Below are 24315 nucleotides of genomic sequence, written 5' to 3'. Positions count from 1 at the left end.
ATTTATTGGCTGTGCAGTATAAATGATGGCCACGTGGCCACATTCGTATCTAAAAGACCGGATGGTAATCCGGACCTGCTTGGTGATAATGCGGCTGTCTTTTCCCGGTACAACACGCCCAGCAGGGCGTAGTTCTACCCCCTTCCGAGGTACAGTATCGCCTATGTGGTACAACGGTTTCCTTGACCTGTCGCCGTGGCAACTGGTGGCAGTCACTCTGGTCCTGACGCATATCACTATCGTCAGCGTCACCGTCTATCTGCACCGCTACTCGGCGCATCGCGCGCTTGAGCTGCATCCGGCGCTGCAGCATTTCTTCCGTTTCTGGCTGTGGATGACCACGGCCATGAATACCCGCGAGTGGACCGCCATCCACCGCAAGCACCACGCCAAATGCGAAACTGCCGAAGACCCGCACAGCCCTGTGTACAAGGGCCTGGGCACCGTGCTGCGCACCGGCGCCGAGCTGTATCGCAAGGAGGCGGAGAACCCCGATACCCTGCGTATCTACGGCAAGAACTGCCCGGAAGACTGGATCGAGCGCAACGTTTACTCGCGCTACCCCATCGGCGGCATCGTGCTGATGGCGATCATCGACCTCGCCCTGTTCGGCGTGCTCGGCATGACTGTCTGGGCCGTGCAGATGATGTGGATCCCCGTGTGGGCCGCCGGCGTCATCAACGGTCTGGGCCACGCTGTCGGCTACCGCAACTTCGAATGCCGCGACGCCGCGACCAATCTCGTGCCCTGGGGCATCCTGATCGGCGGTGAGGAGCTGCACAACAACCACCACACCTACCCGAACTCGGCGAAGCTGTCGGTGAAGAAGTGGGAATTCGACCTGGGCTGGGCCTGGATCAAGGTGTTCAGCTTCCTGCGCCTGGCCAAGGTTGCCCGCGTGGCACCCATCGCGCACCGCGTGGAAGGCAAGGGCAACCTGGACATGGATACCGCCATGGCCATCCTCAACAACCGCTTCCAGATCATGGCCCAGTACCGCAAGCTGGTGATCGGCCCGCTGGTGAAGCAGGAACTGGCCAAGGCCGACGAGTCGGTACGCCACCTGTTCCGCCGCGCCAAGCGCCTGCTCTCGCGTGAAACCAGCCTGCTGGAAGAGCGCCACCATGCGCGCATCCAGGACCTGCTCGCGCAGAGCCAGTCCCTGCAGGTGATCTACGAGAAGCGCCTGGCCCTGCAGCAGATCTGGGTGAAAACCAGCGCCAACGGCCACGACATGCTCGCGGCGATCAAGCAGTGGGTGCACGAGGCGGAAGCCAGCGGCATCCAGTCCCTGCGCGAGTTTGCCGAGCAACTGAAGACCTACTCCCTGCGTCCGGCCGTCTGATTGGCGGAATCGTCCTAGGACGTTGAGAGATGCGTCTCAGAAAAGCCCGCCGTTCGGCGGGCTTTTCGTTTAATTTGCAGCAGCCTGGCGTAGTTTGCGGTCATAGCCCCGGTCAATGAGCGGGAGGACGCTGATACATGGATGAGAATAAACTGCCGGCCGATCAGGAAGAGGCTTTGCTGGCACTGCTGCACAGTCGCGCCGAGGTGACGCGCCTGAAGGAGCGCGAACAGCTCTTCAGCGCGCTGCTGGCGAGCGTGAACTCGGTACTCTGGGCCTTCGACTGGCAGGCCCAGCGCATGGTCTATGTCAGCCCGGCGTACGAGCGCATCTTCGGCCGCTCCGCCGCGCTGCTGCTGGCGGACTACAACGAGTGGCGCAACTGCATCTACCCCGATGACCTGGACTATGCCCAGAGCACCCTGCAGGAAGTGCTGCAGCGCGGCGCCATCGAGCAGCGCGAATACCGCATCCTGCGCGCCGACGGTGAAGTGCGCTGGCTCAGCGACAAATGCTTCGTCAGCCAGCACAGCGATGCCGGTTTGCCGCTGATGATCGTCGGCATCGCCGAAGACATCACCGACAAGAAGCACCTGGAAACCGAGCTGCACCGCCTGGCCACCACCGACGTGCTGACCCAGAGCAGCAACCGCCGCTACTTCTTCGACAGCGCCGAGCAGGCCTTCCGCGACTGCAAGGCGACCTCCACGCCGTTGGCCTTCCTGCTGCTGGACGTGGACGACTTCAAGAAGATCAACGACGTCTATGGCCACCAGGTCGGTGATGTGGTCCTGCAGCGCATCGCCCAGAGCGGGGCGGGCGCGCTGCGCCGCGGCGACCTGTTCGGCCGCATCGGCGGCGAGGAGTTCGCCGTGCTGCTGCCCGGTTGCGACGAGAGCATGGCGCGACAGATCGGCGAGCGCCTGCAGCGGGAAGTACAGCGCCTGCGCTTCAACGAGGCCGAGCATTTCTTCAGCGTCACCATCAGCCAGGGGCTGACTCTGCTACAGCCCGATGACCAGAATCTTTCCGCGCTCTACAGCCGTTCCGATGCGGCCCTGTATCAGGCGAAACGCACCGGCAAGGACCGCATTGTTCAGGGATGAAACACTCCAGCCTGTCCGCGGTGGAAACATTAATACTTTCTGATTAATCCCTTTTTCGCAGATTCGGGGCTGTATGTTTCTGCTGTCAAAATGCCTGTGTCGGCTTTATGACGCATTATAAATCAATAGCTTACGGAGCGTGATTTGCCTTCTGTCGGAATCCCGGCGTAGGACTGCTTCCTACGTTGACATGCCTTCGTCCCCCCCACTATTACTATCCACATAGCAATATCGTGTGGTGTCCGGATGAGACACCTCAGGGAGCAGTCGCACGAGCAGTAAGGTCATGGAAGATTCTGCCACCTCTTCTTCCTGTCATTTTCCTATCGCTGCCTGACAACTTTCGCCAGCCTCTCGCTGCGGAAGCGCGATAGATTTTTGCTTTTTGTTTTTCCAGATTTTCGGAACTTGGCCGAGGGGCGGTAGCTTTGCCCAGCGAAAAGTAACGGCCACTCCAGGGACGAACAGTTGATTGTCGTTAATCGAATCGGGTCATTCGAACTCGGGCGGTAGCCTTGTCTTCGAATTTTGATTATGGCCCGGCGTAGAGCACCTCCTGGACTGGAGTGAGTGACGATGGCCGCTGGAACAATGGAAAGCGACGGAACTTATCGTGCCGTCGAAACAGGCAAAAAGAGCGGCGCTTCCCGGACGGGAAGTGTTTCGCTGGTGAAACTGCGGGAGTTTGGCGCCAATCCCCAAGGCGTTAATAAAAAGTTTAGTCGAGCTGATTCCTTTAGTTCGAAATTTTGTTATGCCGGTTCTTTGCGGTGTAACAAAGATGAACTTTCCCCGGAAATAAAGCCGCGCCAGACAGTGTGCGTTTCATTTTTGAAACAGCAACTTCGGCGTCGTGACGAAGTTCTTCTGCAGGCGTTCGCCATCCATTCCGAACTGACTCCCGTGACCTTCCCGAGGAAGGTCCGCGCGACGGCGGCTGCGCCGCGAGTGACGGAATTCCGGCGCGAGCGCTGCCACCCTGCCGGCCGACAGCGCCGGCCTCACGAAAGCCGCGCGCCCCGACGCGCTGGGAGTCAAGGCTGATGGCCGAGCAAACGCTTCGTTCCAACTATGCCTGTGTGGTCGGCGGCGCCGGCCCGGCAGGCATGGGCTTCCTGTTCAACGCCTACAAGACCGGTGCGCTGGCGAGCCTCGCCCGCGATGGCCTGCTGGTCGTGGACGCTGCACTGGCGGTCGGCCGTGGCCGGTTGGGGGATTACCACATCACCGCCAACTCGGTGGGCGATGTGTTCCTCGACTGCCTGCGCGATCCGGCGCTGTTGCCCATCTTCGCGCCGCTGGCGCATTCCAGCGCGTTCCGCGCCCTGCAGAACGATCCCCATGGCGCGCCGATGCTCACCCAGGTGGGCGAGCTGCTGGCGCACGCCTCGACGCTGTTCATGCGCTACGTCACCGAGCACCTGGGTGTCGAAGTGGCGCTGGGTACGCGTATCGAAAAGATCACCGCACTGGACGACGGCAGCTTCCAGCTGGCGCTGCGCAGCGGCTCCCACACCGCGCAGATCGACGCCGGCGCGCTGGTGATGAACCTGGGCGGCCGGCAGAACCGCGAGTACCTGAACTGGAGCCTGGCCGAGCAAGACCTGCACCTGTCCCACGACGGCCCCACGGTCTACTCCTCCGACGCGTTGCTGAGCCTGAACGCCGCCGAGCTGGTGGAGCTGTTCGGCGACCGGGTGACCCCGGGCACCCGCTTCACCGTGGTCGGTGGTTCCCACAGCGCCTTCTCGATCCTCGACAACCTCGCCTGCGCCCTGGACTGCCTGGGCCTGGAGCAGATCACCCTGCTGCACCGCGCGCCGATCCGCCTGTTCTTCGAGAGCGTCGAGGAAGCTCGCGCGGCCGGCTATGGAGTGGACGAGGGCATGGATGTTTGTCCGGTGTCCGGTCGGGTCAACCGCTCCGGCGGCCTGCGCTACCGCGCCCACCAGGTCGGCACTGACGTGCTCTCGAACGGCGTGGTCAGCGGCACCCGGGTGAAGGTCGAGCTGCTGTGCCTGGAAGATCGCTCACCTGCCGCGCGCGAACGCCTGGAGCAGTGCTGCAGCGACGACGGCGTGTTCGTCCAGGCCATCGGCTACCAGCCATGCCTGCCGGCCCTGCGCCGGGCCAACGGCGAGCCGCTGCAGGTGCGCGAGAGCAAGGGCGGGCTGGATTCCGACGCTGCCGGCTGCCTGCGTGACCACACCGGACGGCCGATTCCCGGCCTCTACAGCTTCGGCCTCGGGTCCGGTCTGGCGGCCAACCCGATGCTGGGCAGCGAGCGCTCCTTCGACAGCCGCATCTACGGCGTCTGGCAGTTCCACAACGACGCCAGCGGCCGGGTCATCGAGGCCCTGCAGGAGCACTTGGCCAACCGCGCAACGCAAGCCGAGCAAGCTTCTCAAGACCACAGCCACACCGGCATCGACGACGCGCCCTTCGCGCTGTCGGCACTGGGTTGAGCGGCGCGCGCCGGCTCGACAGCCAACGGACTTTCCATCCAAGAGAGGGATGCGACCGTGATCAATGTGACCAAGACCTACCTGGGTAACCCGGAGAAGTTCAAGGCCTACGTGGACCAGATCTATGCCTCCGGCTGGATCACCAACCACGGCCCCTTCGTCACGGAACTGGAAGAGCGCCTGCAGGACTACTTCGGCGTTCGCCATGTGATTCTGACCAACAACGGCACCATCGCCCTGCAAGTGGCCTACCGGGCCCTGGGCGTGACCGGCAGTGCCGTGACCACCCCCTTCAGCTTCGTTGCCACCAGCAGCACGCTGCAGTGGGAGAGCATCCGCCCGCGCTTCGCCGACATCGACCCGCGGACCTGGAACCTCGACCCTGCGCGCATCGAAGCCAGCCTTGCGCCGGATACCACCGCCATCGTCGCCACCCACGTGTTCGGTAATCCCTGTGCGGTGGAGGAGATTCAGGCGGTGGCCCAGCGCAACCAGTTGAAAGTGATCTACGACGGCGCCCACGCCTTCGGCTCGCGCTACCGCGACCGGTCGGTGCTGGCCTGGGGTGATGCCACCACCCTGAGCTTCCATGCCACCAAGCTGTTCCACACCATCGAGGGCGGCGCCATCGTCACCTCCGACGACGAGCTGGCGAAGCAGATCCGCCTGATGTGCAACTTCGGCATCGCCGGCGTCGACCAGATCGTCGGCCTGGGGATCAACGCCAAGCTCAACGAGTTCTCCGCCGCCATGGGCCTGTGCGTGCTCGACGAGATCGACACCATCCTCGCCCAGCGCGAGGAGATCGCCGCCCGCTACACCGCAGCCCTCAGCGGCTACTACGACCTGCAGGCCAGCGAGAGCTACGCGCGGCTGAACAACAGCTACTACCCCATCGGTCTGCGCGACGAAGCCCAGGTGCTGCGCGTGCGCACCGCGCTGAACGAGATCGGGGTCAACCCGCGGCGTTACTTCTACCCGTCGCTGGATACCCTCGATTACCTCGCCCCGCAGGTGCCGCAGGTTCTGTCCCGCGAGCTGAGCCAGCGCATCCTCTGCCTGCCGCTGTACCCGGGTCTGCCGCAGGAGATCCAGCGCGCGGTGATCGAAGTGCTGCTGCTGGAAAGCGGCCGCGTCGCTGTCGCGGTGTAAGGGGACGATCATGCGCACCGCACGCTCGCTGTCGATGGTCCGCAACACCCTGATCAATTACGCAGGGCAGGCGTACGCCATCGTCATCGGCATCCTGATCCAGCCGTTCTACCTCGGCCACCTCGGGGCCGAGGCCTACGGCCTGATCGGCTTCTTCGCGGTGTTGCAGAGCTGGCTGCTGTTGCTCGACATGGGCCTGTCGCCGGCGCTGGTGCGCCAGGTTGCCCACGGCCGCGGCGTCAGCGGTGAAGAGCAGGCCCAGGCCCGCCTGCTGCGTTCCTTCGAACTGATCCTGCTGCCGCTGACCCTGCTCAGCAGCCTGGCGGTCTGGGGCGGCAGCCACTGGGTCGCCGGGCAGTGGCTCAATGTGCAGCAACTCTCGCCCGAGCTGGTCGCGCAGTGCATCAGCCTGATGGGCCTGCTGGTGGCCCTGCGGCTGTACGCCACCCTGTACCGCAGCGCGCTGCAGGGGCAGGAGCTGCACGGCTTCATCAACGCAGTGAACGTGTTCATCACCACCCTGCGCTACTTCGGCGGCCTGCTGCTGGTGGCGCAGGTCAGCCAGGACCCGCTGGTGTTCTTCCAGTTCCAGGTCGCGGTGTCGCTGATCGAGGCGCTGCTGCTGGGCGGCAAGGCTTACCTGTGGATGGGCGTGCGCCTGCTGACCCGCTTCTGCTGGGACACGGTGCGTCCGGTACTGCCCTTTGCTCTGGGCATGTCCTTCACTTCCTGCCTGTGGATCGTGCTCACCCAGCTGGACAAGGTCCTGCTGTCGAATCTGCTGCCGTTGCAGCAGTACGGTTACTTCTCCCTGGTGGCGCTGATTTCCGGCGGCGTCCTCACACTGGTCAATCCGCTGGCGCAGTCGTTGCTGCCGCGCATGACCGTGCTGGTCGCCGAACAACGCCACGAAGACATGCAGCAGCTCTATCTGAAGGCGAACCGTTTCGTCTGTGTGCTGCTGTTCCCGATGGTCGCGGTGATCGCCGCTCATGGTCATGACCTGGTCCTGGCCTGGAGCGGCGATGCCGTGGCCGCCAGTTGGTGCCGGCCGATCCTGGCCTGGTACGTACTCGGCTCAGGCCTGCTGGCGGTGGCCAGCTTCCAGTTCTACCTGCAATACGCCCACGGCCTGCTGCGCATGCACGTCTGGTACACGGTCATCTCCACCCTGGTGACCGTGCCGCTGGTGATCGCCAGCGCCTACCTCTACGGCGTGCTCGGCGTGGCGCTGTGCTGGTTCGGCCTGCGCCTGGTGTCGTTCCTGATCTGGCCGGCGATCGTGCACCACGCCTTCGCTCCCGGCCTGCATGGCCCGTGGCTGCGCGACACCCTGCAGATCGCCGCGCTCAGCGCCGCCGGCCTGCTGCTCAGCGAACCCTTCTACGCGCTGCTGGCCCGCTCCGGCGAGCGCCTGTGGCTGCTGGCGGCGCTGGCCGTGTGCGGCCTGATCACCCTGTTCCTCGTGGGCGCGGGCTCTGCCCCGGCTTTGCTGCGCCTGTTCAAACCGTCCCACAAGCCGAGTGTCTAGACATGGATATCCGCTCCGAGCTGCAGATCCTTTCCAACTGGCCGGAAGACCCGAAGCCTCTGTTGAGCATCGTTTGCCTGGCCTACAACCAGGTGAACTACATCGGCCGCACGCTGGACAGCTTCCTCGAGCAGGTCACCGATTTCCGCTTCGAAGTGCTGGTCAACGACGACGCCTCCAACGACGGCACCAGCGAGCTGATCGCCGACTACGCCGCGCGCTACCCGCACATCATCAAGCCGATCTTCCACAAGGAAAACCAGTACTCCAAGGGCGTCTCCCACGGCCTGCCGGTGTTCCGCAAGTGCCGGGGCCGCTACATCGCCTACTGCGAGGGCGACGACTACTGGACCGACCCGCGCAAGCTGCAGATCCAGGTCGACTTCCTGGAGCAGAACCCGGACTACGTGATCACCTACCACGACGCCTACACCTACAACGAGGACGGCGTGATCAAGCCCCGGCAGCTCACCGGCAAGTACCGCCGCGACGCCAGCCGCCTGGAGCTGCAGCAGGCCCGGCCGATCTCCACCCTCACCACCTGCTTCCGCAATGTCCTCACCGAGATGCCCGAGGAGCTGCGCACCACGCGCATGGTCGACCTGTGCTGGTGGTCGCTGCTGGGGGCCTTCGGCAAGGGCCGTTTCATCGAGGAAATCCGCCCGGCGGCCTATCGCGTGCACCAGGGCGGAATCTTCTCCATGCAGGCCGACCGCGTGCAGCAGCAAATGACCCTGCACACCTACTACTGCCTGTCGCGCTACTACCAGCGCCTGGGCAACCAGGAGCTCAACGAGTACTTCCTGATGCAGGTCTGCCGGATGTCGATGGCTGCCATCTCGCCCATGCGCAAGGTGCAAGCCTTCCTGATGTTGATCGGCAACCACGGCGCCAACCTGCTCAAGCGGCTGAACCCGGTACAGGCGCGCTGAGCCGCGCCACCTCAATGGAGGATGGAAGTCCATGAGTGTCATGCCCCGCTCGTCCCTGGAAACGCTCCAGGACACCCGCATCGATGTGGCCGGCCTGCTGCGCCTGCTGTTCGATCACAAGAAGATGATCCTCGCCGTCACCGGCCTGTTCGCCGTGCTCGGGCTCTTCTACGCGGTAATCGCCACGCCGATCTACGTTTCCGGCGCGATGATCCAGATCGAACAGAAGAAGAACGGCCTGAACGGCACGCCGGAGGTGATCAACCGCCCCGACTCCGTGTCCATCGCCGCCACCGAGATCGAGTTGCTGAAGTCCCGCGCGGTGCTCGGCAAGGCGGTCGAGCTGCTCAAGCTGGACATCATCGCCAAGCCCAAGCACCTGCCGCTGATCGGTGACTACCTGGCGCGGCGCTACCACCCCGAAGCCGGTGAGGCCCTGTCCGCGCCCTGGCTGGGCATGGGCTCCTATGGTTGGGGCGGCGAGCAGATCAAGGTGTTCTCCCTCGATGTGCCGGAGGAGTACCTGGGCGAGCCGCTGACCCTGGTGGCCGATGGCGGCGACGCCTACCACCTGCTCAACGCCGACGACCAGCTGATCCTGCGCGGCGAGCTGAAGAAGCCGGTGCTGGAAAAGGGCTTCAGCATCGAGGTGGACGAACTGGTGGCGCGCCCCGGCACCGAGTTCATCGTGGCCAAGAACCGCCTGCTGACCACCACCCTGAACTACCAGAAGCTGCTCAAGGTGGTCGAGGCCGGCAAGGACTCGGGGATCATCTACATGACCCTGGAAGATCCGAGCCCGCTGCAGGCTGACCGCATCCTCGACAAGATCAGCCACCTCTACGTGCTGCAGAACGTTGAACGCAGCTCCGCCGAAGCCTCCCAGCGCCTGCAGTTCCTGCGCTCGCAGCTGCCGGTGGTGCGCCTGGACCTGGAGCGCGCCGAGAACGCCTACAACGCCTACCAGACCACCGCCAAGTCCGCCGACATCAGCGTCGAGACCCGCGGCGTGCTGGACCAGGTCGTTGGCATCGACAACCAGCTCTCCGAACTCAAGCTCAAGCGTGCCGATTACGACCGCCTCTACACCCCGTCGCACCCGACCTACCAGGCCCTGCTCAAGCAGATGTCCAGCCTGGAAGACCGCAAGGCGCAACTGCAGAAACGCATCCAGACCCTGCCGGCCACCCAGCAGGAACTGCTGCGCCTGTCCCGTGACATGCAGGTCACCCGGCAGACCTACACCAGCCTGCTGAACAAGGCCCAGGAGCAGGACATCATCCGTGCCGGCACCATCGGCAACGTGCGGGTGATCGACACCGCCCAGGCCAACGTCGAGCAACCGGCCAAGCCCATGCGCAAGGTCATCGTGCTGCTCGCGACCTTGCTCGGCTTCTGCGTCGCCCTCGGCATCCTGTTCCTGCGCCAGGCCTTCTACCGTGGCGTGGAGAATCCCGAGGCGATCGAGCAGCTGGGCCTCTCCGTGCTCGCCGCGGTTCCCTACTCGCGGCAGCAGGAGCGCCTGGAGAAAGAGCGCAAGAGCGACATCCTCGGCCACACGCCCAAGCTGCTCGCCGCGTCTGCCCCCGGCGACCTGGCCAACGAGGCGATCCGCAGCCTGCGTACCAACCTGCACTTCGCCCTGCTCGAAGCGCGCAACAATGTGGTGATGCTCACCAGCCCGGCGCCGGGCGCCGGCAAGTCGTTCGTCTCCAGCAACCTCGCGGCCATCGTCGCGCAATCGGGCCTGCGCACCCTGCTGATCGACGCCGACATGCGCAAGGGCTACCTGCACCGGGTATTCGGCCTGACCCCGCGCCACGGCCTGTCCGACGCGCTGAGTTCGCACCGTCCGCTGAGCGAAGTGATCCTGCCCACCGAGGTGCCGGAGCTGGACTTCATCTCCTGTGGCTTCGCCGCGCCCAACCCGTCCGAACTGCTGATGCACGACAACTTCGCCCAGCTGCTGCGCGATGCCTCGTCGATGTACGACCTGGTGATAGTCGACACGCCGCCGGTGCTGGCGGTGACCGACGCCGCCCTGGTCGGCCGGCTGTGCGGCATCTGCCTGCTGGTGACGCGCTTCGGCCAGAGCCCGGCGAGCGAGATCGACACCGCGCGGCGGCGCCTGGCGCAGAGCGGCATCCACCTGCAGGGCGCCATCCTCAACGGGGTGAAACGCAAGGCCTCGACCGCGGCGTACGACTACGGCGCCTACGCCTATCGCTACGACGCCAAGGACTGAAAGGGAATCTAGGGAAAGGATGCAGCCATGGTCCATATCGTCAGCCTCATGCAGCCGTACTTGTTCCCCTACCTGGGGTACTTCCAGCTGATCGCCGCGAGCGGCCTGTTCATTCTCGGCGACAGCCTGCAGTACACCCGGCGTGGGTGGATCAACCGCAATCGCCTGCTGGTCGGCGGGAAGATCTGGCAGTTCAGCTTTCCCCTGGAGCAGGGCTCGCAGACCCAGGCGATCAACGAACGCAGGCTTAGCGAGCAGATGCAGCTGAGCAACCGGCGGCTGCTGCACACCATCCGCCATGCCTACCACCGCGCGCCGTGCTACGAGCAGGTGATGCCGCTGCTGGAGGAAATCCTCGAGCACCCCGAGCGCAACCTGTCGCACTTCGCCGAGCACTCGATCCGCCGCATCTGCCACTACATCGGCATCGACACGCCGATGGTGCGGGCCTCGGAGCTGGAGCTGGCCGAGGACATCGGCCGCGACCAGCGCCTGATCGAGGCGGTGAAGCAGAGTGGCGGCGACATCTACCTCAACCCGGAGGGCGGTCGCCACCTGTACTCGCCCGATGTGTTCCAGGCCCATGGCCTGGAGTTGCAGTTCCTGCGCATGGACGAGCTGAGCTACCCGCAGTTCAGCCCGGATTTCGTCCCCAGCCTGTCGATCATCGACGTGCTGATGTTCAACCCACCGGACGAGATGCAGCGGTTGCTAGGCCGCTACACCCTGGAGCGACCCGCTCCGTCGTCCGACATCCTCGGGGAGTACGAGTCATGAATTCCGCTGTCAGCGTTGGCCTGCAAGCCGCGCAGTATCGCTGGTACCTGATCCAGACCAAACCGCACCAGGAACTGCGCGCCGAGGAGAACCTCGGCCGCCAGGGCTTCTCCTGCTACCGCCCGGTGGTGAAGCAGGGCAGCCGGCCGCAGCCGCTGTTCCCCGGCTACCTGTTCATCCGCCTCGATCAGCAGCACGACAACTGGTTCCCGATCCGCTCCACCCGGGGCGTGGCGCGCATCGTCAGCTTCGGCGCGCAGCCGCTGGCGGTGGCCGACGACCTGGTGGAAGGCATCCGCGAGCGCCTGGCAGCCATGCCCGAGCGGCCCTCCAGCGGCTTCCACGAAGGCCAGGTCGTGCGCCTGAAGTGTTCTGGCGAATGTGAAGTGGAGGCCATCTTCCTCTGCGACGACGGCACCGAACGCGCCCTGATCCTGCTCAACCTGCTGCAACGCGAACAACGCATCCGGGTCCCGCTCAGCCAGCTCTCGGCGCTGAGCGGCAACGACGGCTGGCGCGCCTGAGGCGCAAACCCCCAGACAAGGCCAGGTACAAGGAGGAGTGGCAAGATGAATGGATCGACCGTGCTGGTGACGCTGACCTATGGCGATCGCCTGGACTACCTGCAGGAACTGCTGGCGCGCGCCTTCCGCGAGAAGGAAATCACCCGCGCCATCGTCGTCAGCAATGCCTCCGTGGCGGAGCTCGATCAGCTGTTCATGCTCTGGCCAAACCGCGTGCAGGTCATCGAGCTGGACAGCAACACCGGCTCGGCCAATGGCTACGCCGTGGGCATCGAGGCTGCGCTGAAGACCGGCTGCGATTTCATCTGGCTGATGGATGACGACAACGCCCCGACGCCGGGCTCCTTCCCGCTCCTCAAGCAACGCCTGATCGACTGCGCCCTGCGCCATGGCGCCGACAACACCGCCGTGCTCGGCTTCCGCCCTACCCATCAGGCCGACGTCGCCTCCGGCGTGCCGACCCGTTTCATCGCGCCGCCGCGCTCCAGCTATTTCGGCTTCCACGTTCGCCAGCTGCCCTACAAGCTGTGGCGACGCACGCCCTGGGGCAAGCCGAAGCCGCGCCCGGCGCAGCCGCTGCTGGAGCTGCCGTTCGCCTACTACGGCGGCCTGCTCGGGCATGCCGACCTGTTCCGCCGCATCGGCCTGCCGCGCCGCGACCTGGTGCTCTACGCCGACGACACCGAATACACCTTCCGCATCGGCGCCCTGGGCGGCCACCTCTACCTGGTGCCCGAAGCGGGCCTGGATGACCTGGAGAACTCCTGGAACATCAAGGCGCGCACCTCCAACATCTACGAGACTTACCTGCTCGGCAGCTCCGACCTGCGCGCCTATTACGCCGCGCGCAACCAGGCCTGGTTCGACAAGAATCTGTGGGTCACCTCGCCGCTGATGTACCGCTTCAACCGCTGGGTGTTCATTCGCCTGCTGCACTTCTTCGCCCGCCGTCACCAGCGCGAGAGTCGCCTGGCCCTGCTGCTGCAGGCAATCCGTGATGGCGAGGCCGGCAGCCTCGGCATGAACCGGTCCTACCCGCTATGAGAGTGCTGCTGCTCAACACCCTCTACGCCCCGAACATCGGTGGCGGGACGGAAGTCATGCTGCAGCACATGGCCGAGGGCCTGCGCGGGCGTGGCCACGACGTTCAGGTGCTCTGCACCGGGCCGGACGAGGGCCTGCAGCACGAGACGCTGAACGGTGTAACGGTGCTGCGCGCCGGTCTGCGCAATCTTTACTGGCCGTTCGACGAGAAGCGCCATGGCACGCTGAAGCGCCTCGCCTGGCACGGGCTGGACCGCTACAACCGCAGCATGCGCAGTGTGCTGGCGAAGGTGCTGGAAGAGGTCGAGCCCGACGTGGTGGTCTGCCACAACCTGTCGGGCTGGTCGATCTCCGCCTGGGATGCGATCCGCGATGCCGGCCTGCCGCTGGTCCAGATACTTCACGACCAGTACCTCACCTGCCCGCGCGGCGTGCGCTTCAACAAGGGCCGCCACTGCGAGCAGCAGTGCGCGTCCTGTGCGCTGCTGCGGCGCTCCCACGCATCGGCTTCGAGCGAAGTCGATGCAGTAGTCGGCGTCAGCCGCTACCAGCTCAATGCGCTGCTCGATGCCGGGTACTTCGCCGGTAGCCAGACCCATGTGGTCTACAACGGCTCGCCGATGGCGGAGGTGACCGTCGCGCCACCGGCAAGCGGGCGTCGCCCGCTGCGCTTCGGCTTCATCGGCGCGCTGACCCCGAACAAGGGCGTGGAGTGGCTGATCGAGCAGTTTCAGGCACGCAGTGACGATGCTTCGCTGCTGATCGCCGGACGGGGCGACGGCGCCTACGTGAACCAGCTGAAGTCGCTCGCCGACCCCCAGCGCGTGCACTTCGTCGGCTACCGCAAGGCGGCTGAGTTCTTCAGCGAGATCGACGTCGCCGTGGTGCCCAGCCTGTCCCCGGAATCCTTCGGCCTGGTGGCGCTGGAGGCCTGTGCCCACCACCTGCCGGTGATCGCCTCGCGCATGGGCGGCCTGACGGAAATCGTTCTGGACGAAATCAACGGCCTGCTCTGCTCGCCCGACCGGAGCGACTCGCTGGGCGACGCCATCGAGCGCCTGGTGCGTGACCCGGCGCTGCGCCAGCGCCTGGCCGCGCGCGCCCGTGAAGTCGTGGCACCGATGCTCAGCGTGGAACGGATGCTCGACGAATACGAAGCCATCCTGCGCCACACCCTGCTTACCCGCGGAGTCCAGCATGGAACTGCAATCCCCGTATCCACGCTTTGAGGTCGACCGCCGCGTGACCTTCGACCGCTCCTTGCTGGCGCTCGGGGTGCTGGTGGCCTTGCTGCTGGTGGAGACCTTCAACGGCGCGCTGCGCTTCTACACCGACCAGGCCGGTCTGTCGGCCATCGTCTACCTGCCCAAGGTGGCCTGCATCGTCGCGGTGGGCTGGGAGCTGTTCACTCGCCCGCAGCAGCGCGGCCTGTGGCTGCTGCTGATCCTCGCGGCGGCTTCGCTGCTGCTCGGCCGGCTGCACGGCGCCGAATCCCAGAGCGGCTTCTTCTCCGTCTTCATCTACGCGCCGCTACTGTTCGGCCTGCTCTGCGGCCAGTACCTGGAAATGCACCGCAAGGCCGTGGGCTGGATCATCTTCTTCTGCCTGCTCGCGTCCCTGCTGGGCATCGCCCTGGACCTCACCATCAACGTGCCGTGGAAGGGTTACACCTACTCCATGGGCGGCGTCGAGATCAGCGGCAACCGTTCCTGGAGCGCCTATGGCCTGGATCGTATCGCCGGCTTCTCGCGGATGTCCTCAAGCCTGGCGATGATGCTGGCGGTGTTCAGCCTGTATCTGGGGTCCTTCCGCCTGGCACTGCCGGTGCGTGGGCTGATCTACCTGATTGCGCTGGTCGGTATCGTGCTGACCACCAACAAGTCCTCCGCCGGCGCCTTCTTCCTGGCCCTGCTGGTGATGAGCATCAGCCGCCAGCGCCTGCTGTTCCTGCTGGCCGCGCTGCTGGTGGTGCTCGGCGCGCTGGCGTTGCCGCTGTACGGCCTGTACGGCCATGTCGACCCGTACCTGGCCACCGCCACCGGCGACAACCTGATGGGCTCGATGGTGGATCGTCTGGTCAATACCTGGCCGAACCTGATCAAGGTGATGGACTACAACGGCTGGATTTATACCGGCGCCGGGCTGGGCATGACGGGCAGCGCCTACGCGGCCTTCCCGGTCTTCGGCGTCGAGCAGCTGGCGGTGGCGGACAATTCGCTGCTCTACCTCTGGTGCCTGTTCGGCGTGGCCGGCGTCGCCCTCTACCTGCTGGCGGTGCCGATGCTGATGCGCCTGCAACGCCAACCCGGCCGCGAAGCCCGCGCGCTGCTCGGCATCGCCTACTGCATCCTGCTCATCGCCTGGACCAGCGACGTGCTCGAGTCGCCGATTCCCAGCCTGTTTCTCGGCCTGGCCATCGGCCGCGCCCTGCGCCTGCCGGGCGAGACCGCGCCGCAGCCGGCACCGCGCACCCTGCGCCTGCAGGGCGGCATGCTCAGTCTGCTGGCCTGCGCTCTGCTGATCGGCGGGTTGCTGCAGTCACCGCGCAGCCTGGCCAACGAGGCACCGGTGGAAAATCTCGGTCCGGCGGAATTCATCGTCGGCGCCAGTACCCACCAGAACATCCGCGCGGGCAATCGCGACGGCATCAATCGCCTGGCTCGCGAGGCCGGCATCCTGTCGTTCCGCGACGACGCCTACTGGTCCAGCGTCGAGCGCGAGCGCGGCGTGCTGTCCATCGACGCCGCCTGGCGCGCACAGCTGCGCAGCACCCGCAGCCTGGGGATAGACACGCTGCTGATCCTGGGCAACGAGAACCAGTTCTACGGTAACGCCAAGCCGCGCGACGACGCCTCCCGCGAGGGCTACCTGCGTTACGTGCGCTACGTGGTGCGCAGCTTCAAGGGGCAAGTCGCCTACTACGAAGTGTGGAACGAGTGGGACTCGGAAAACGCCACCGACAAGGACTTCAGCGACGACTACCTGACCCTGGTGCGCGCGGCCGCCAAGGTGATCCGCGAGGAAGACCCGCAGGCCAGAATTCTCGCCGGGGCCGTCACCCTCAAGGGCATTCGCCAGGGCTTCGCCGAGCGCATCGCCGGTGGGGGCGTGCTGGATGTCGTCGACGGTATCTCGCTGCACCCCTCGGTGTACTGCGAGCGCGAGATGTCCACCCCCGAGGCCTGGCTGAACTGGTTCCAGGGCGTCAACCAGAAGCTGGAAAACGCCGCCGGCAAACCGGTCCCGCTGTACTTCACCGAGTTCAGCTGGCCGGCCCACGAAGGCGATTGCGGCATCAGCCGCGAGCGCCAGGCCGCCTACCTGGCCCGCGCCTACGTGCTGGTACGCAGCCTGCCGAACGTGAAGGGCGCCTGGTGGTACGACCTGGTGGACGACGGCATCGACCGCACGGACATGGAGCACAACTTCGGCCTGCTCACCGCCGGCGGACAGCCCAAGCCGGCCTACCACGCGATGGCCAGCATCGCCGACATCATCGGCCGCTACCGCTTCGTCGGTCGCGTGCCGAACGAAGACCCGAACGTCTACCTGCTGCGCTTCGCCAAGGCCAGCGAGGAAATCCTGGTGGCCTGGACCCTGGGCCACGAGCAGACCTTGAACATCACCAGCAAGCCCGGCAGCAGCGACACCCTCTGGCGCCTGGACGCCGTCGAAGGGATCGCCCGCCGCGAGGGCCGGCCGGTGCCCTGGCAGTGCCCCGCAGGGGGCGGCGACTGCCAGGCCAGCATCCGCATCGACGAGTCGCCCACCCTGGTGCGCAGCGCGTCGACCCCGCAACTGTCGTTGCGCTGACTCCATCGCGGAGAATCCACATGATCGTGATCAACGCGCGTTTTCTCACCCAGCAAGTGAGTGGTGTGCAGCGCTTCGCCGAGCAGATCTCGCTGTCGCTGGCGCGGCTGCGCAGCGACCTGCACTTCGTCGCACCGCCCGGTGAAATCCTCCGCCCGGAAGTCGCCAGCCAACTCCGGGTCGAACAGATCGGCCAGCGTAGCGGGCACCTCTGGGAGCAGATCGACCTGCCGCTGTGGCTGGCCCGTCACGGCCGGCCGCTGCTGGTCTCGCTGTGCAGCACGGCGCCGCTGGCCTATTCGAAGCAGGTCGTCACGCACCACGACATCACCTACGTGCGCCATCCGGAAAGCTTCTCCTGGAAGTTCCGTGCGCTGTACCGCCTGATGATCCCGCTGATGCTGCGTCGCTCGCTGGCGCAGGTCACGGTCAGCGAGTTCTCCCGCGAGGAGATCGCCTCGCACTATGGTGTCGACCCCAAGGGCATTCATGTGATCGCCAATGCAGTGTCCGCCGAGTTCTGCACCGGCCTCGAGCCGACGCTGCTCGAACGCCCCTATGTACTGGCGGTGTCCTCGCCGGCGTCGCACAAGAACTTCTCCCGGCTGATCGAAGCGTTCCGTCTGCTCGGCGAGCTGGACGTGGAGCTGCGCATCGTCGGCGCCGCCAACCGCAGCTTCGTCGATGCGCAACTGCAGCAGAGCGGGCAGGGCGACCGGGTGCGCTGGCTGGGCCGGCTGGACGACGACCAGCTGATCGAGCAGTACCGCAACGCCGCCGTCTTCGCCTTCCCTTCGCTGTACGAAGGCTTCGGCATCCCGCCGCTGGAAGCACAGGCCTGCGGCTGCCCGGTGGTGGCCGCCAGCAGTGCCTCGATTCCTGAAGTGCTGGGCAACTCGGTGCTGTACTTCGACCCCCTCGATCCGCCCGGCATCGCCGCCGCCCTGCGCCGCGTGCTGCTCGACCACAAGCTGCGCGCCGACCTGCGCCGCCTGGGTCAGGAGAACGTCCTGCGCTACTCCTGGGACATCTCCGCGCTGCGGCTCTCCAGCCTGATCGACACCTTTCTGACCGAGCGCTCGGACTACCCGGCGCGCTTCGACGCCAAACAGATCGCCAAGCAAGGAGGCAGATCATGAAGGGCATCATCCTCGCCGGTGGCTCCGGCACCCGCCTGCATCCCATTACCCTGGGAGTGTCCAAGCAACTGCTGCCGATCTACGACAAGCCGATGGTCTACTACCCGCTGTCGGTGCTGATGCTCGCCGGCATCGACGACATCCTGCTGATCTGCGCGCCCACCGACCTGCCGAACTTCCGCGCCCTGCTGGGCGACGGCGAGCAGTTCGGCGTGCGCCTGCAATACGCCGTGCAGCCCTCGCCGGACGGGCTGGCGCAGGCCTTCCTGATCGGTGCGCAATTCATCGGTGACGACTCGGTGTGCCTGGTGCTGGGCGACAACATCTTCTACGGCCAGGGCTTCACCGAAACCCTGCGCGAGGCAGCCGCGCGGACCCGGGGCGCCACCGTGTTCGGCTACCAGGTGGCGGACCCGGCGCGCTTCGGCGTGGTCGAGTTCGACGACGCGGGCCGGGTGCTTTCCATCGAGGAAAAACCCCGCGTGCCGCGCTCCAACTACGCCGTCACCGGTTTGTATTTCTACGATAACCGCGTGGTGGACATGGCCCGCCAGATCCGCCCTTCGGCCCGCGGCGAACTGGAAATCACCGACATCAACAACCTCTACCTGGAGCTGGGCGAGTTGCACGTCAGCCTGCTCGGTCGCGGGTTCGCCTGGCTGGACACCGGCACCCACGAATCGCTGATGGAGGCCGGCCATTTCGTGCAGACCATCGAGGAGCGCCAGGGACTCAAGGTCGCCTGCCTGGAGGAAATCGCCTTCCAGCAGGGTTGGCTCAGCGAGAACCTGCTGGCGCTGCAGGCCGAGCGCCTGAGCAAGACCGGCTATGGCCGCTACCTGCAGCAACTGCTGCTGGACAAGCGACAGTGAACCCGCAGCCGGCGAGCCCGTGGAGGGCTGGCCGGCATTGCGCCCGATAACGGACTGCGATGCAGCGGCGCCAGGAGCGACGCCGGCAGTCGTGAGGTCATCATGCCCAACAAGACGAAAGGAATTCTGCGTGCGCACCAGTCGCTGATCTCGCTGGCGCACCGCCTGAGCGACATACTGGTGATCGTGCTCACCGGGGTCGTGCTGCTCGGCGCGGGCAATGGCGTGCTGGATGCCCAGATCTGGGTCTCGGTGCTGCTCTGCGTGATGCTGTTCCACTGGCTCGGCGAACTGAACCAGCTCTACGGCTCCTGGCGCGGCGAGTCGCTGCTGCGTGAGTCGCTGAGCGTCACCCTGTACTGGTCGCTGGCGTTCTTCGCCGTGCTGCTGCTGGACATCTCGCTGCGCCACGTGGAGCTGGAAGAGCCCCGGCGCCTGGGCTGGTTCGCCGCGGCGCTGCTGATCTTGGGCGGCTACCGCCTGGCCATCCGCATGCTGCTGCGCGTCGCCCGCCGCCACGGCTTCAACAGCCGCAACGTGGCCATCTACGGCACCGGCGAAGTCGGCGCGCGACTGGCCGAGACCATTCTCGCCGCACCCTGGATGGGCCTGCGCCTGATCGGCTTCTACGACGACCGCCCGCAGCAGATGGAACTGGGCGAACGGGTGCCGGTGAAAGGCGACCGCCTGGCACTGATCGAGGCCGCCCGCTCGGGGCAGATCGACAAGGTCTACCTGACCCTGCCGCTGTCCCGCGAGCCGCTGCTCAACGAGCTGATCCGCGAGCTTTCCGACACCACGGTATCGGTCTACCTGATCCCCGACCTGTTCATGTTCGACCTGCTGCACGCGCGCAGCGAAAGCATCAACGGGCTGGCCACCATCAGCATCTTCGACACGCCCATGGACGGCCCCAACGCCGTGCTCAAGCGCATCGAGGACGTGGTGCTGGCCTCGCTGATCCTGCTGCTGATCGCCGTGCCCATGCTGTTCATCGCGGTGGCGGTGAAGCTCACTTCGCGCGGCCCGGTGCTGTTCCGCCAGACCCGCTACGGCATGGATGGCCGGCCCATCCGCGTCTGGAAATTCCGCAGCATGACGGTCATGGAAGACGGCGCCGCCGTTATCCAGGCCTCGCGCAACGATTGCCGCATCACCCCGCTGGGCGCCTTCCTGCGGCGCACCTCGCTGGATGAATTGCCACAGTTCTTCAACGTCTTGCTCGGCGACATGTCCGTGGTCGGCCCACGCCCCCACGCCGTGGCGCACAACGAGCAATACCGGCGTCAGGTCAGCCGTTACATGCTGCGTCACAAGGTCAAGCCAGGCATTACCGGCTGGGCCCAGGTGAACGGCTGGCGTGGCGAAACAGACACCCTGGAGAAGATGCAGAAGCGCATCGAGTTCGACCTGGACTACATCGAGAACTGGTCCGTCTGGTGGGACCTGAAGATCGTCTTGCTGACCCTGTTCAAGGGTTTCGTACACCGCAATGCCTATTGAGTTTCCACACAAGCTTCAAGGAAGGATTGCCATGAAAAACCTGCTCGCTTTCAGCTTTGTAGTCGGCAGTCTGGCGCTACAAGGCTGCGTGTTCTCCCCCGGTCAGCACATGACGGATTCCGATATCCAACGCGAGGCACAGAAAGAGGGGATGAACATCACCCTCGTGCCCATCACGCCCCAGGTGCTGCAACGCCAGGAGGCCGCGTTCGCCGCCAAACCCGGTGTACCCGCAGAGTTGCTTAATTACCGCCCGCCGCAGGAGGACTATGTGATCGGCGGCGGCGACGTGCTGCTGGTGACCGTCTGGGACCACCCGGAACTGACCAGCCCCGGCTCCACCCAGCAGATGGAAGCCAACGGTCGCGTGGTCGGCGCCGACGGCAACATATTCTTCCCCTATGCCGGCGTGGTGCGCGCCGAAGGACAGACCCCGGCGCAGTTGCGTACGAGCCTGTCCCGACGGCTGGCGAACAAGGGTATCGTCGACCCGCAGGTGGACGTCACCGTGCTGCGCTATGCCAGCCAGCACGTGGTGCTTTCCGGGGCCTTCCAGAACGGCGGGCAGGTCGAGCTGAACAACACACCGACCACCCTGGTGCAGGCAGTCAGCAAGGCGGGGGTGGTCACCGGTGAAGCGGACTTGTCCGGCCTGGTCCTCAAGCGTGATGGCCGCGAGTACGTGCTCGACGTCGACGCCTTGAACCGCTCCGGTTCGACCCTGACCGGCATCTACCTGAAGAATGGCGACCAGATCCACCTGCCCTACAACGACCGCAAGAAAGTCTACGTGGTCGGTGAAGTGGAGCGTCCGCAGGTGGTCACCTATCGCACCACCGGTCTGTCCCTGCTGGAAGTGCTCGGCAACGCCGGCGGCCTGGCCCCGGAAACCTCCGACGGCGACTCGGTCTACGTGATCCGTGGCAACCCGGAACCGGTCGCCGGTACCGCGCCAGGCACCTTCCAGGCCCAGGTCTTCCACCTGGAAGCCAAGCGCCCGACCGCGTACGCCCTGGCCAAGGAATTCGCCATGCAGCCGCAGGACGTGGTGTTCATCGGCCCGGCCAACATCACCCGCTGGAACCGCTTCATCAGCCAGCTGCTGCCATCGGCCAACTTCATCGGCACCAGCGCCGCTGTCGGCGGCAACTGATTGCGACCCGCACTCTCCGGCAATGCCCGCGGCGTTGGGGAATTTTCCCACCGCCGCGGGTGGATCGCTGGAATCGACTCCGCGCCGGGTGGTGGCCATCATCGCCGCCATCGGGTGCAGGGACGCACCACTCCTAGGCGGACTCCACTCCGCCGCTCTCCTTTGGGACCTTCCCCTAGCACAGGGTCCCGAACCCGCCCGCGTTGCAGCGCTGGCGGGTTTTTTTTGCCCGGCGTTCGGCAGCTCGGGCCTGGTCCTTACGTCGTTTCTGATTGATCAGCCATTTCATACAAACTGGGTACCTCCTCAGGGAGGCGGCGCCGGCCAGTCGGCGTGCTACCATATATTCCCAAAAGAAATTACATAGTAATAATTAATTCTTTTTTGATTTATAGAGCTTCTTTTATCGTGGCCCCCAGCGTTGCCGTGACAGCGAAAGGGGATGGCGGTTATCCGCCAGGATGAAGGGGGCTCGTGGCGGTTTTCCGCTGATTTTTCTGAAGGAATTTGCTTGCAGATCGTTCCGAGTGTCGGAAGTGGCGGGCGTGTCAGGCAGGTAAGGCCGGTTGGCCTGGGGATTGCCTAGCCACTGACGCATGCCCCGCGCATTGCCACAACAACAAGACACGAGATCCGATCCATGCCATTCCATTCTTCTGCTGCCCTCCCGCCTGCTTGCCTGCGCTCGATCCCCGTTTAGGGGAGCGCCGTACACCGCCGAATTACCGCATGCCGAGCGTGCCTGACACGCCATGGCCGCTGCTTGCCGTTCGGTCGGGCTCCGCTGGAGCCAGTGGTCGCCTTGAATGGCCTGCTTTCCAAGATCAATAAAATGGGGAAATTCCAATGAAACGCCGCACTCTCACGCAATCGAGCCTCGCGCTCGCCATCGCTGCCGCAGGCCTCGCACAATCCGCCGTCGCCGGTGGTTTCATCGAAGACAGCAAGGCCAACCTGACCCTGCGCAACTTCTACATCAATACCGACAACCGCAACGGCACCGCCGAGCCGAGCAAGCAGGAAGAGTGGGGCCAGGGTTTCCTGCTCAACTACACCTCCGGCTTCACCGAAGGCACCGTGGGCTTCGGCGTCGACGCACTCGGCCTGCTGGGCGTACGCCTGGACAGCGGCAAGGGCACACATTACAACCCAACCAGCTCGAGCTTTTCCGGTACTGTCTTCCCCACCGATGGTGACGGTCGCGCGGTCGACGATTTCTCCCACCTGGGCGCCACCGGCAAGGTGAAGGTTTCCAGCACCGTGCTGCAGTACGGCACCCTGCTGCCCAAGCTGCCGGTCGTGACCTACAACGACGGTCGCCTGCTGCCGCAGACCTTCGAAGGTGGCCAGGTCACCTCGAACGAGTTCAAGGACCTGACCCTGCTCGGCGGTCAGCTGGAACACATGAAGGGCCGCAGCTCCAGCAACAACGAAGGGCTGTCCATCGCCGGCGCCAACAACGCGCGCACCGGCGAGTTCGTCAACAAGTTCTACTACGGCGGCGCCGACTACAAGCTGACCAAGGACCTGACGCTGCAGTACTACTACGGCAACCTGCAGGACTTCTACAAACAGCACTTCCTCGGCCTGCAGCACAACTGGGCGATCGGCCCGGGCGTGCTCAAGAGCGACCTGCGCTACTTCCACAGCAGCGATGACGGCAAGAACGGCCACGACAAGAACTTCTACACCAGCGGTTACTACGGCAACGGCGTGACCAAGGGCGAAGTCGACAACCGCGCCTGGAGCGGCCTGTTCACCTATACCGTCAGCGGCCACAGCTTCGGCGCCGGCTACCAGCAGCTCAGCGGCGACAGCGACTTCCCGTTCATCAACAACGGCGACGGCGCCACGGCCTACCTGATCACCGACGTGCAGATCGGCAAGTTCCTGCGCGCCGGCGAGCGCACCTGGCAGGTCCGTTACGGCTACGACTTCGCCCAGGCCGGCTTGCCGGGCCTGACCTTCCAGACCCTGTACCTGCACGGCGACAACATCGACACCAAGTACGGCGACAAGAGCGAGTGGGAGCGTGATATCTCCCTGGCCTACGTGATCCCGGATGGCACCTTCAAGGGCCTGGGCTTCACCTGGAAGAACGCTGCCCTGCGCAGCGGCCTGCCGACCACGGGTTCGGGCACCGCGACCCAGCGTGACCAGGACGAGAACCGCCTGATCGTCAGCTACACCATCCCGCTGCTGTAATTTCCGCGGGCTGAAGAAGAGCCGCCGTCCTCGCCAGAGGCGGCGGCTTTTTTCATGACGCGCGTGCATAGCCAGCGCGTGATTTCGGCTGAATTTTCCTGCCGCCATTCGGTGTTCTTCCGGCGGTGATCGGAGACTTCCCATTCATTTCCGGAGTGGTCCGTGCGCGTCTGAAAATCCAAGCGTGAGCCTGGTCAAAGATCGCGCAACAGCCCCCCAAGCGCAGGCCTGTCCGCCGCGCACGGCCCGGCCTGGCTCTTATCGTGGCGCCGGTTGCGCGGACCGGCGGGAGAGGCATCGAGCAGGCCTTACGGTGGTGGTTGACGAAGCGGGCGTCGCTCGGGAGTACCTCGCTGAACCAGCGCCCGGCCGTCGCTGCAATGACAAGGCGGCGCAGATTGCCCCGTCTGGCTCGTCTCCTTCACTCCTTCCCATGGCTGTCGTGATCAGCACTGCCGTCATCCCTGCCGCGCCCAGCGCGCCGGGAGCCAGATGACGTGCTCACGAAC

The 24315-nt window shown here is 65.1% G+C and carries 18 protein-coding genes; all 18 read left to right on the top strand.

Annotated features, from left to right (window positions below; translation table 11 throughout):
* The first annotated feature begins 163 nt into the window (after window positions 1–163).
* Window positions 164–1345, top strand: coding sequence for a delta-9 fatty acid desaturase DesA (gene desA, locus ABKS89_RS29070; RefSeq protein ID WP_081515215.1), 1182 nt, complete (start codon window positions 164–166; stop codon window positions 1343–1345).
* 137 nt (window positions 1346–1482) lie between these two features.
* On the top strand, window positions 1483–2451 hold the full coding sequence (locus ABKS89_RS29065; protein ID WP_081515216.1) for a sensor domain-containing diguanylate cyclase: 969 nt from the start codon (window positions 1483–1485) through the stop codon (window positions 2449–2451).
* A 576-nt stretch (window positions 2452–3027) separates the two neighbouring features.
* On the top strand, window positions 3028–3495 hold the full coding sequence (locus tag ABKS89_RS29060) for a hypothetical protein (protein ID WP_348588512.1): 468 nt from the start codon (window positions 3028–3030) through the stop codon (window positions 3493–3495).
* Window positions 3495–4916, top strand: a complete 1422-nt coding sequence (locus ABKS89_RS29055) for a hypothetical protein (protein WP_138213719.1) — start codon at window positions 3495–3497, stop codon at window positions 4914–4916. The genes ABKS89_RS29060 and ABKS89_RS29055 overlap by 1 nt, the downstream gene beginning before the upstream one ends.
* Window positions 4917–4973: 57 nt before the next feature.
* Complete coding sequence (locus ABKS89_RS29050; RefSeq protein ID WP_348588511.1) at window positions 4974–6068, top strand: DegT/DnrJ/EryC1/StrS family aminotransferase; 1095 nt, start codon at window positions 4974–4976, stop codon at window positions 6066–6068.
* A 10-nt stretch (window positions 6069–6078) separates the two neighbouring features.
* Window positions 6079–7599 carry a lipopolysaccharide biosynthesis protein gene (locus tag ABKS89_RS29045; protein WP_348588510.1) on the top strand — a complete coding sequence of 507 codons (1521 nt, stop codon included), beginning with the start codon at window positions 6079–6081 and terminating at the stop codon, window positions 7597–7599.
* Between the two features lie 2 nt (window positions 7600–7601).
* Entirely contained in the window at window positions 7602–8531 is a 930-nt protein-coding gene (locus tag ABKS89_RS29040) for a glycosyltransferase family 2 protein (protein ID WP_138213722.1), read from the top strand.
* Between the two features lie 31 nt (window positions 8532–8562).
* Window positions 8563–10776: a polysaccharide biosynthesis tyrosine autokinase gene (locus tag ABKS89_RS29035; protein WP_138213723.1), complete on the top strand. Its 2214-nt coding sequence runs from the start codon at window positions 8563–8565 to the stop codon at window positions 10774–10776.
* A 27-nt stretch (window positions 10777–10803) separates the two neighbouring features.
* Entirely contained in the window at window positions 10804–11553 is a 750-nt protein-coding gene (locus ABKS89_RS29030; protein ID WP_138213724.1) for a WbqC family protein, read from the top strand.
* A complete protein-coding gene (rfaH, locus tag ABKS89_RS29025) occupies window positions 11550–12077 on the top strand; it encodes a transcription/translation regulatory transformer protein RfaH (protein WP_138213725.1) in 528 nt (175 codons plus the stop codon). The genes ABKS89_RS29030 and rfaH overlap by 4 nt, the downstream gene beginning before the upstream one ends.
* A gap of 45 nt (window positions 12078–12122) precedes the next feature.
* On the top strand, window positions 12123–13121 hold the full coding sequence (locus tag ABKS89_RS29020; protein ID WP_138213726.1) for a glycosyltransferase: 999 nt from the start codon (window positions 12123–12125) through the stop codon (window positions 13119–13121).
* The gene (locus ABKS89_RS29015) at window positions 13118–14350 is read left to right on the top strand and encodes a glycosyltransferase family 4 protein (RefSeq protein ID WP_138213727.1); all 1233 of its coding nucleotides are present in this window, start codon (window positions 13118–13120) and stop codon (window positions 14348–14350) included. Before ABKS89_RS29020 ends, ABKS89_RS29015 begins: the two co-directional genes overlap by 4 nt.
* Window positions 14319–16934: a GH39 family glycosyl hydrolase gene (locus ABKS89_RS29010; RefSeq protein WP_348588508.1), complete on the top strand. Its 2616-nt coding sequence runs from the start codon at window positions 14319–14321 to the stop codon at window positions 16932–16934. The genes ABKS89_RS29015 and ABKS89_RS29010 overlap by 32 nt, the downstream gene beginning before the upstream one ends.
* 20 nt (window positions 16935–16954) lie before the next feature.
* Window positions 16955–18073, top strand: a complete 1119-nt coding sequence (locus ABKS89_RS29005; RefSeq protein ID WP_348588507.1) for a glycosyltransferase family 4 protein — start codon at window positions 16955–16957, stop codon at window positions 18071–18073.
* Window positions 18070–18945: a glucose-1-phosphate thymidylyltransferase RfbA gene (gene rfbA / locus ABKS89_RS29000; RefSeq protein WP_348588506.1), complete on the top strand. Its 876-nt coding sequence runs from the start codon at window positions 18070–18072 to the stop codon at window positions 18943–18945. The genes ABKS89_RS29005 and rfbA overlap by 4 nt, the downstream gene beginning before the upstream one ends.
* 102 nt (window positions 18946–19047) lie before the next feature.
* A complete protein-coding gene (locus tag ABKS89_RS28995) occupies window positions 19048–20448 on the top strand; it encodes an undecaprenyl-phosphate glucose phosphotransferase (RefSeq protein ID WP_348588505.1) in 1401 nt (466 codons plus the stop codon).
* A 31-nt stretch (window positions 20449–20479) separates the two neighbouring features.
* Window positions 20480–21601: a polysaccharide biosynthesis/export family protein gene (locus ABKS89_RS28990; protein ID WP_138213732.1), complete on the top strand. Its 1122-nt coding sequence runs from the start codon at window positions 20480–20482 to the stop codon at window positions 21599–21601.
* An 846-nt stretch (window positions 21602–22447) separates the two neighbouring features.
* Window positions 22448–23806, top strand: a complete 1359-nt coding sequence (locus ABKS89_RS28985) for an OprD family porin (RefSeq protein ID WP_045215520.1) — start codon at window positions 22448–22450, stop codon at window positions 23804–23806.
* Window positions 23807–24315: the final 509 nt, after the last annotated feature.

It is taken from the genome of Pseudomonas sp. LABIM340 (assembly GCF_040017195.2).
GTDB lineage: Bacteria > Pseudomonadota > Gammaproteobacteria > Pseudomonadales > Pseudomonadaceae > Pseudomonas.
Note: the sequence above shows the minus strand (reverse complement) of the source record. Positions and strands in the feature narration are given on the sequence as shown.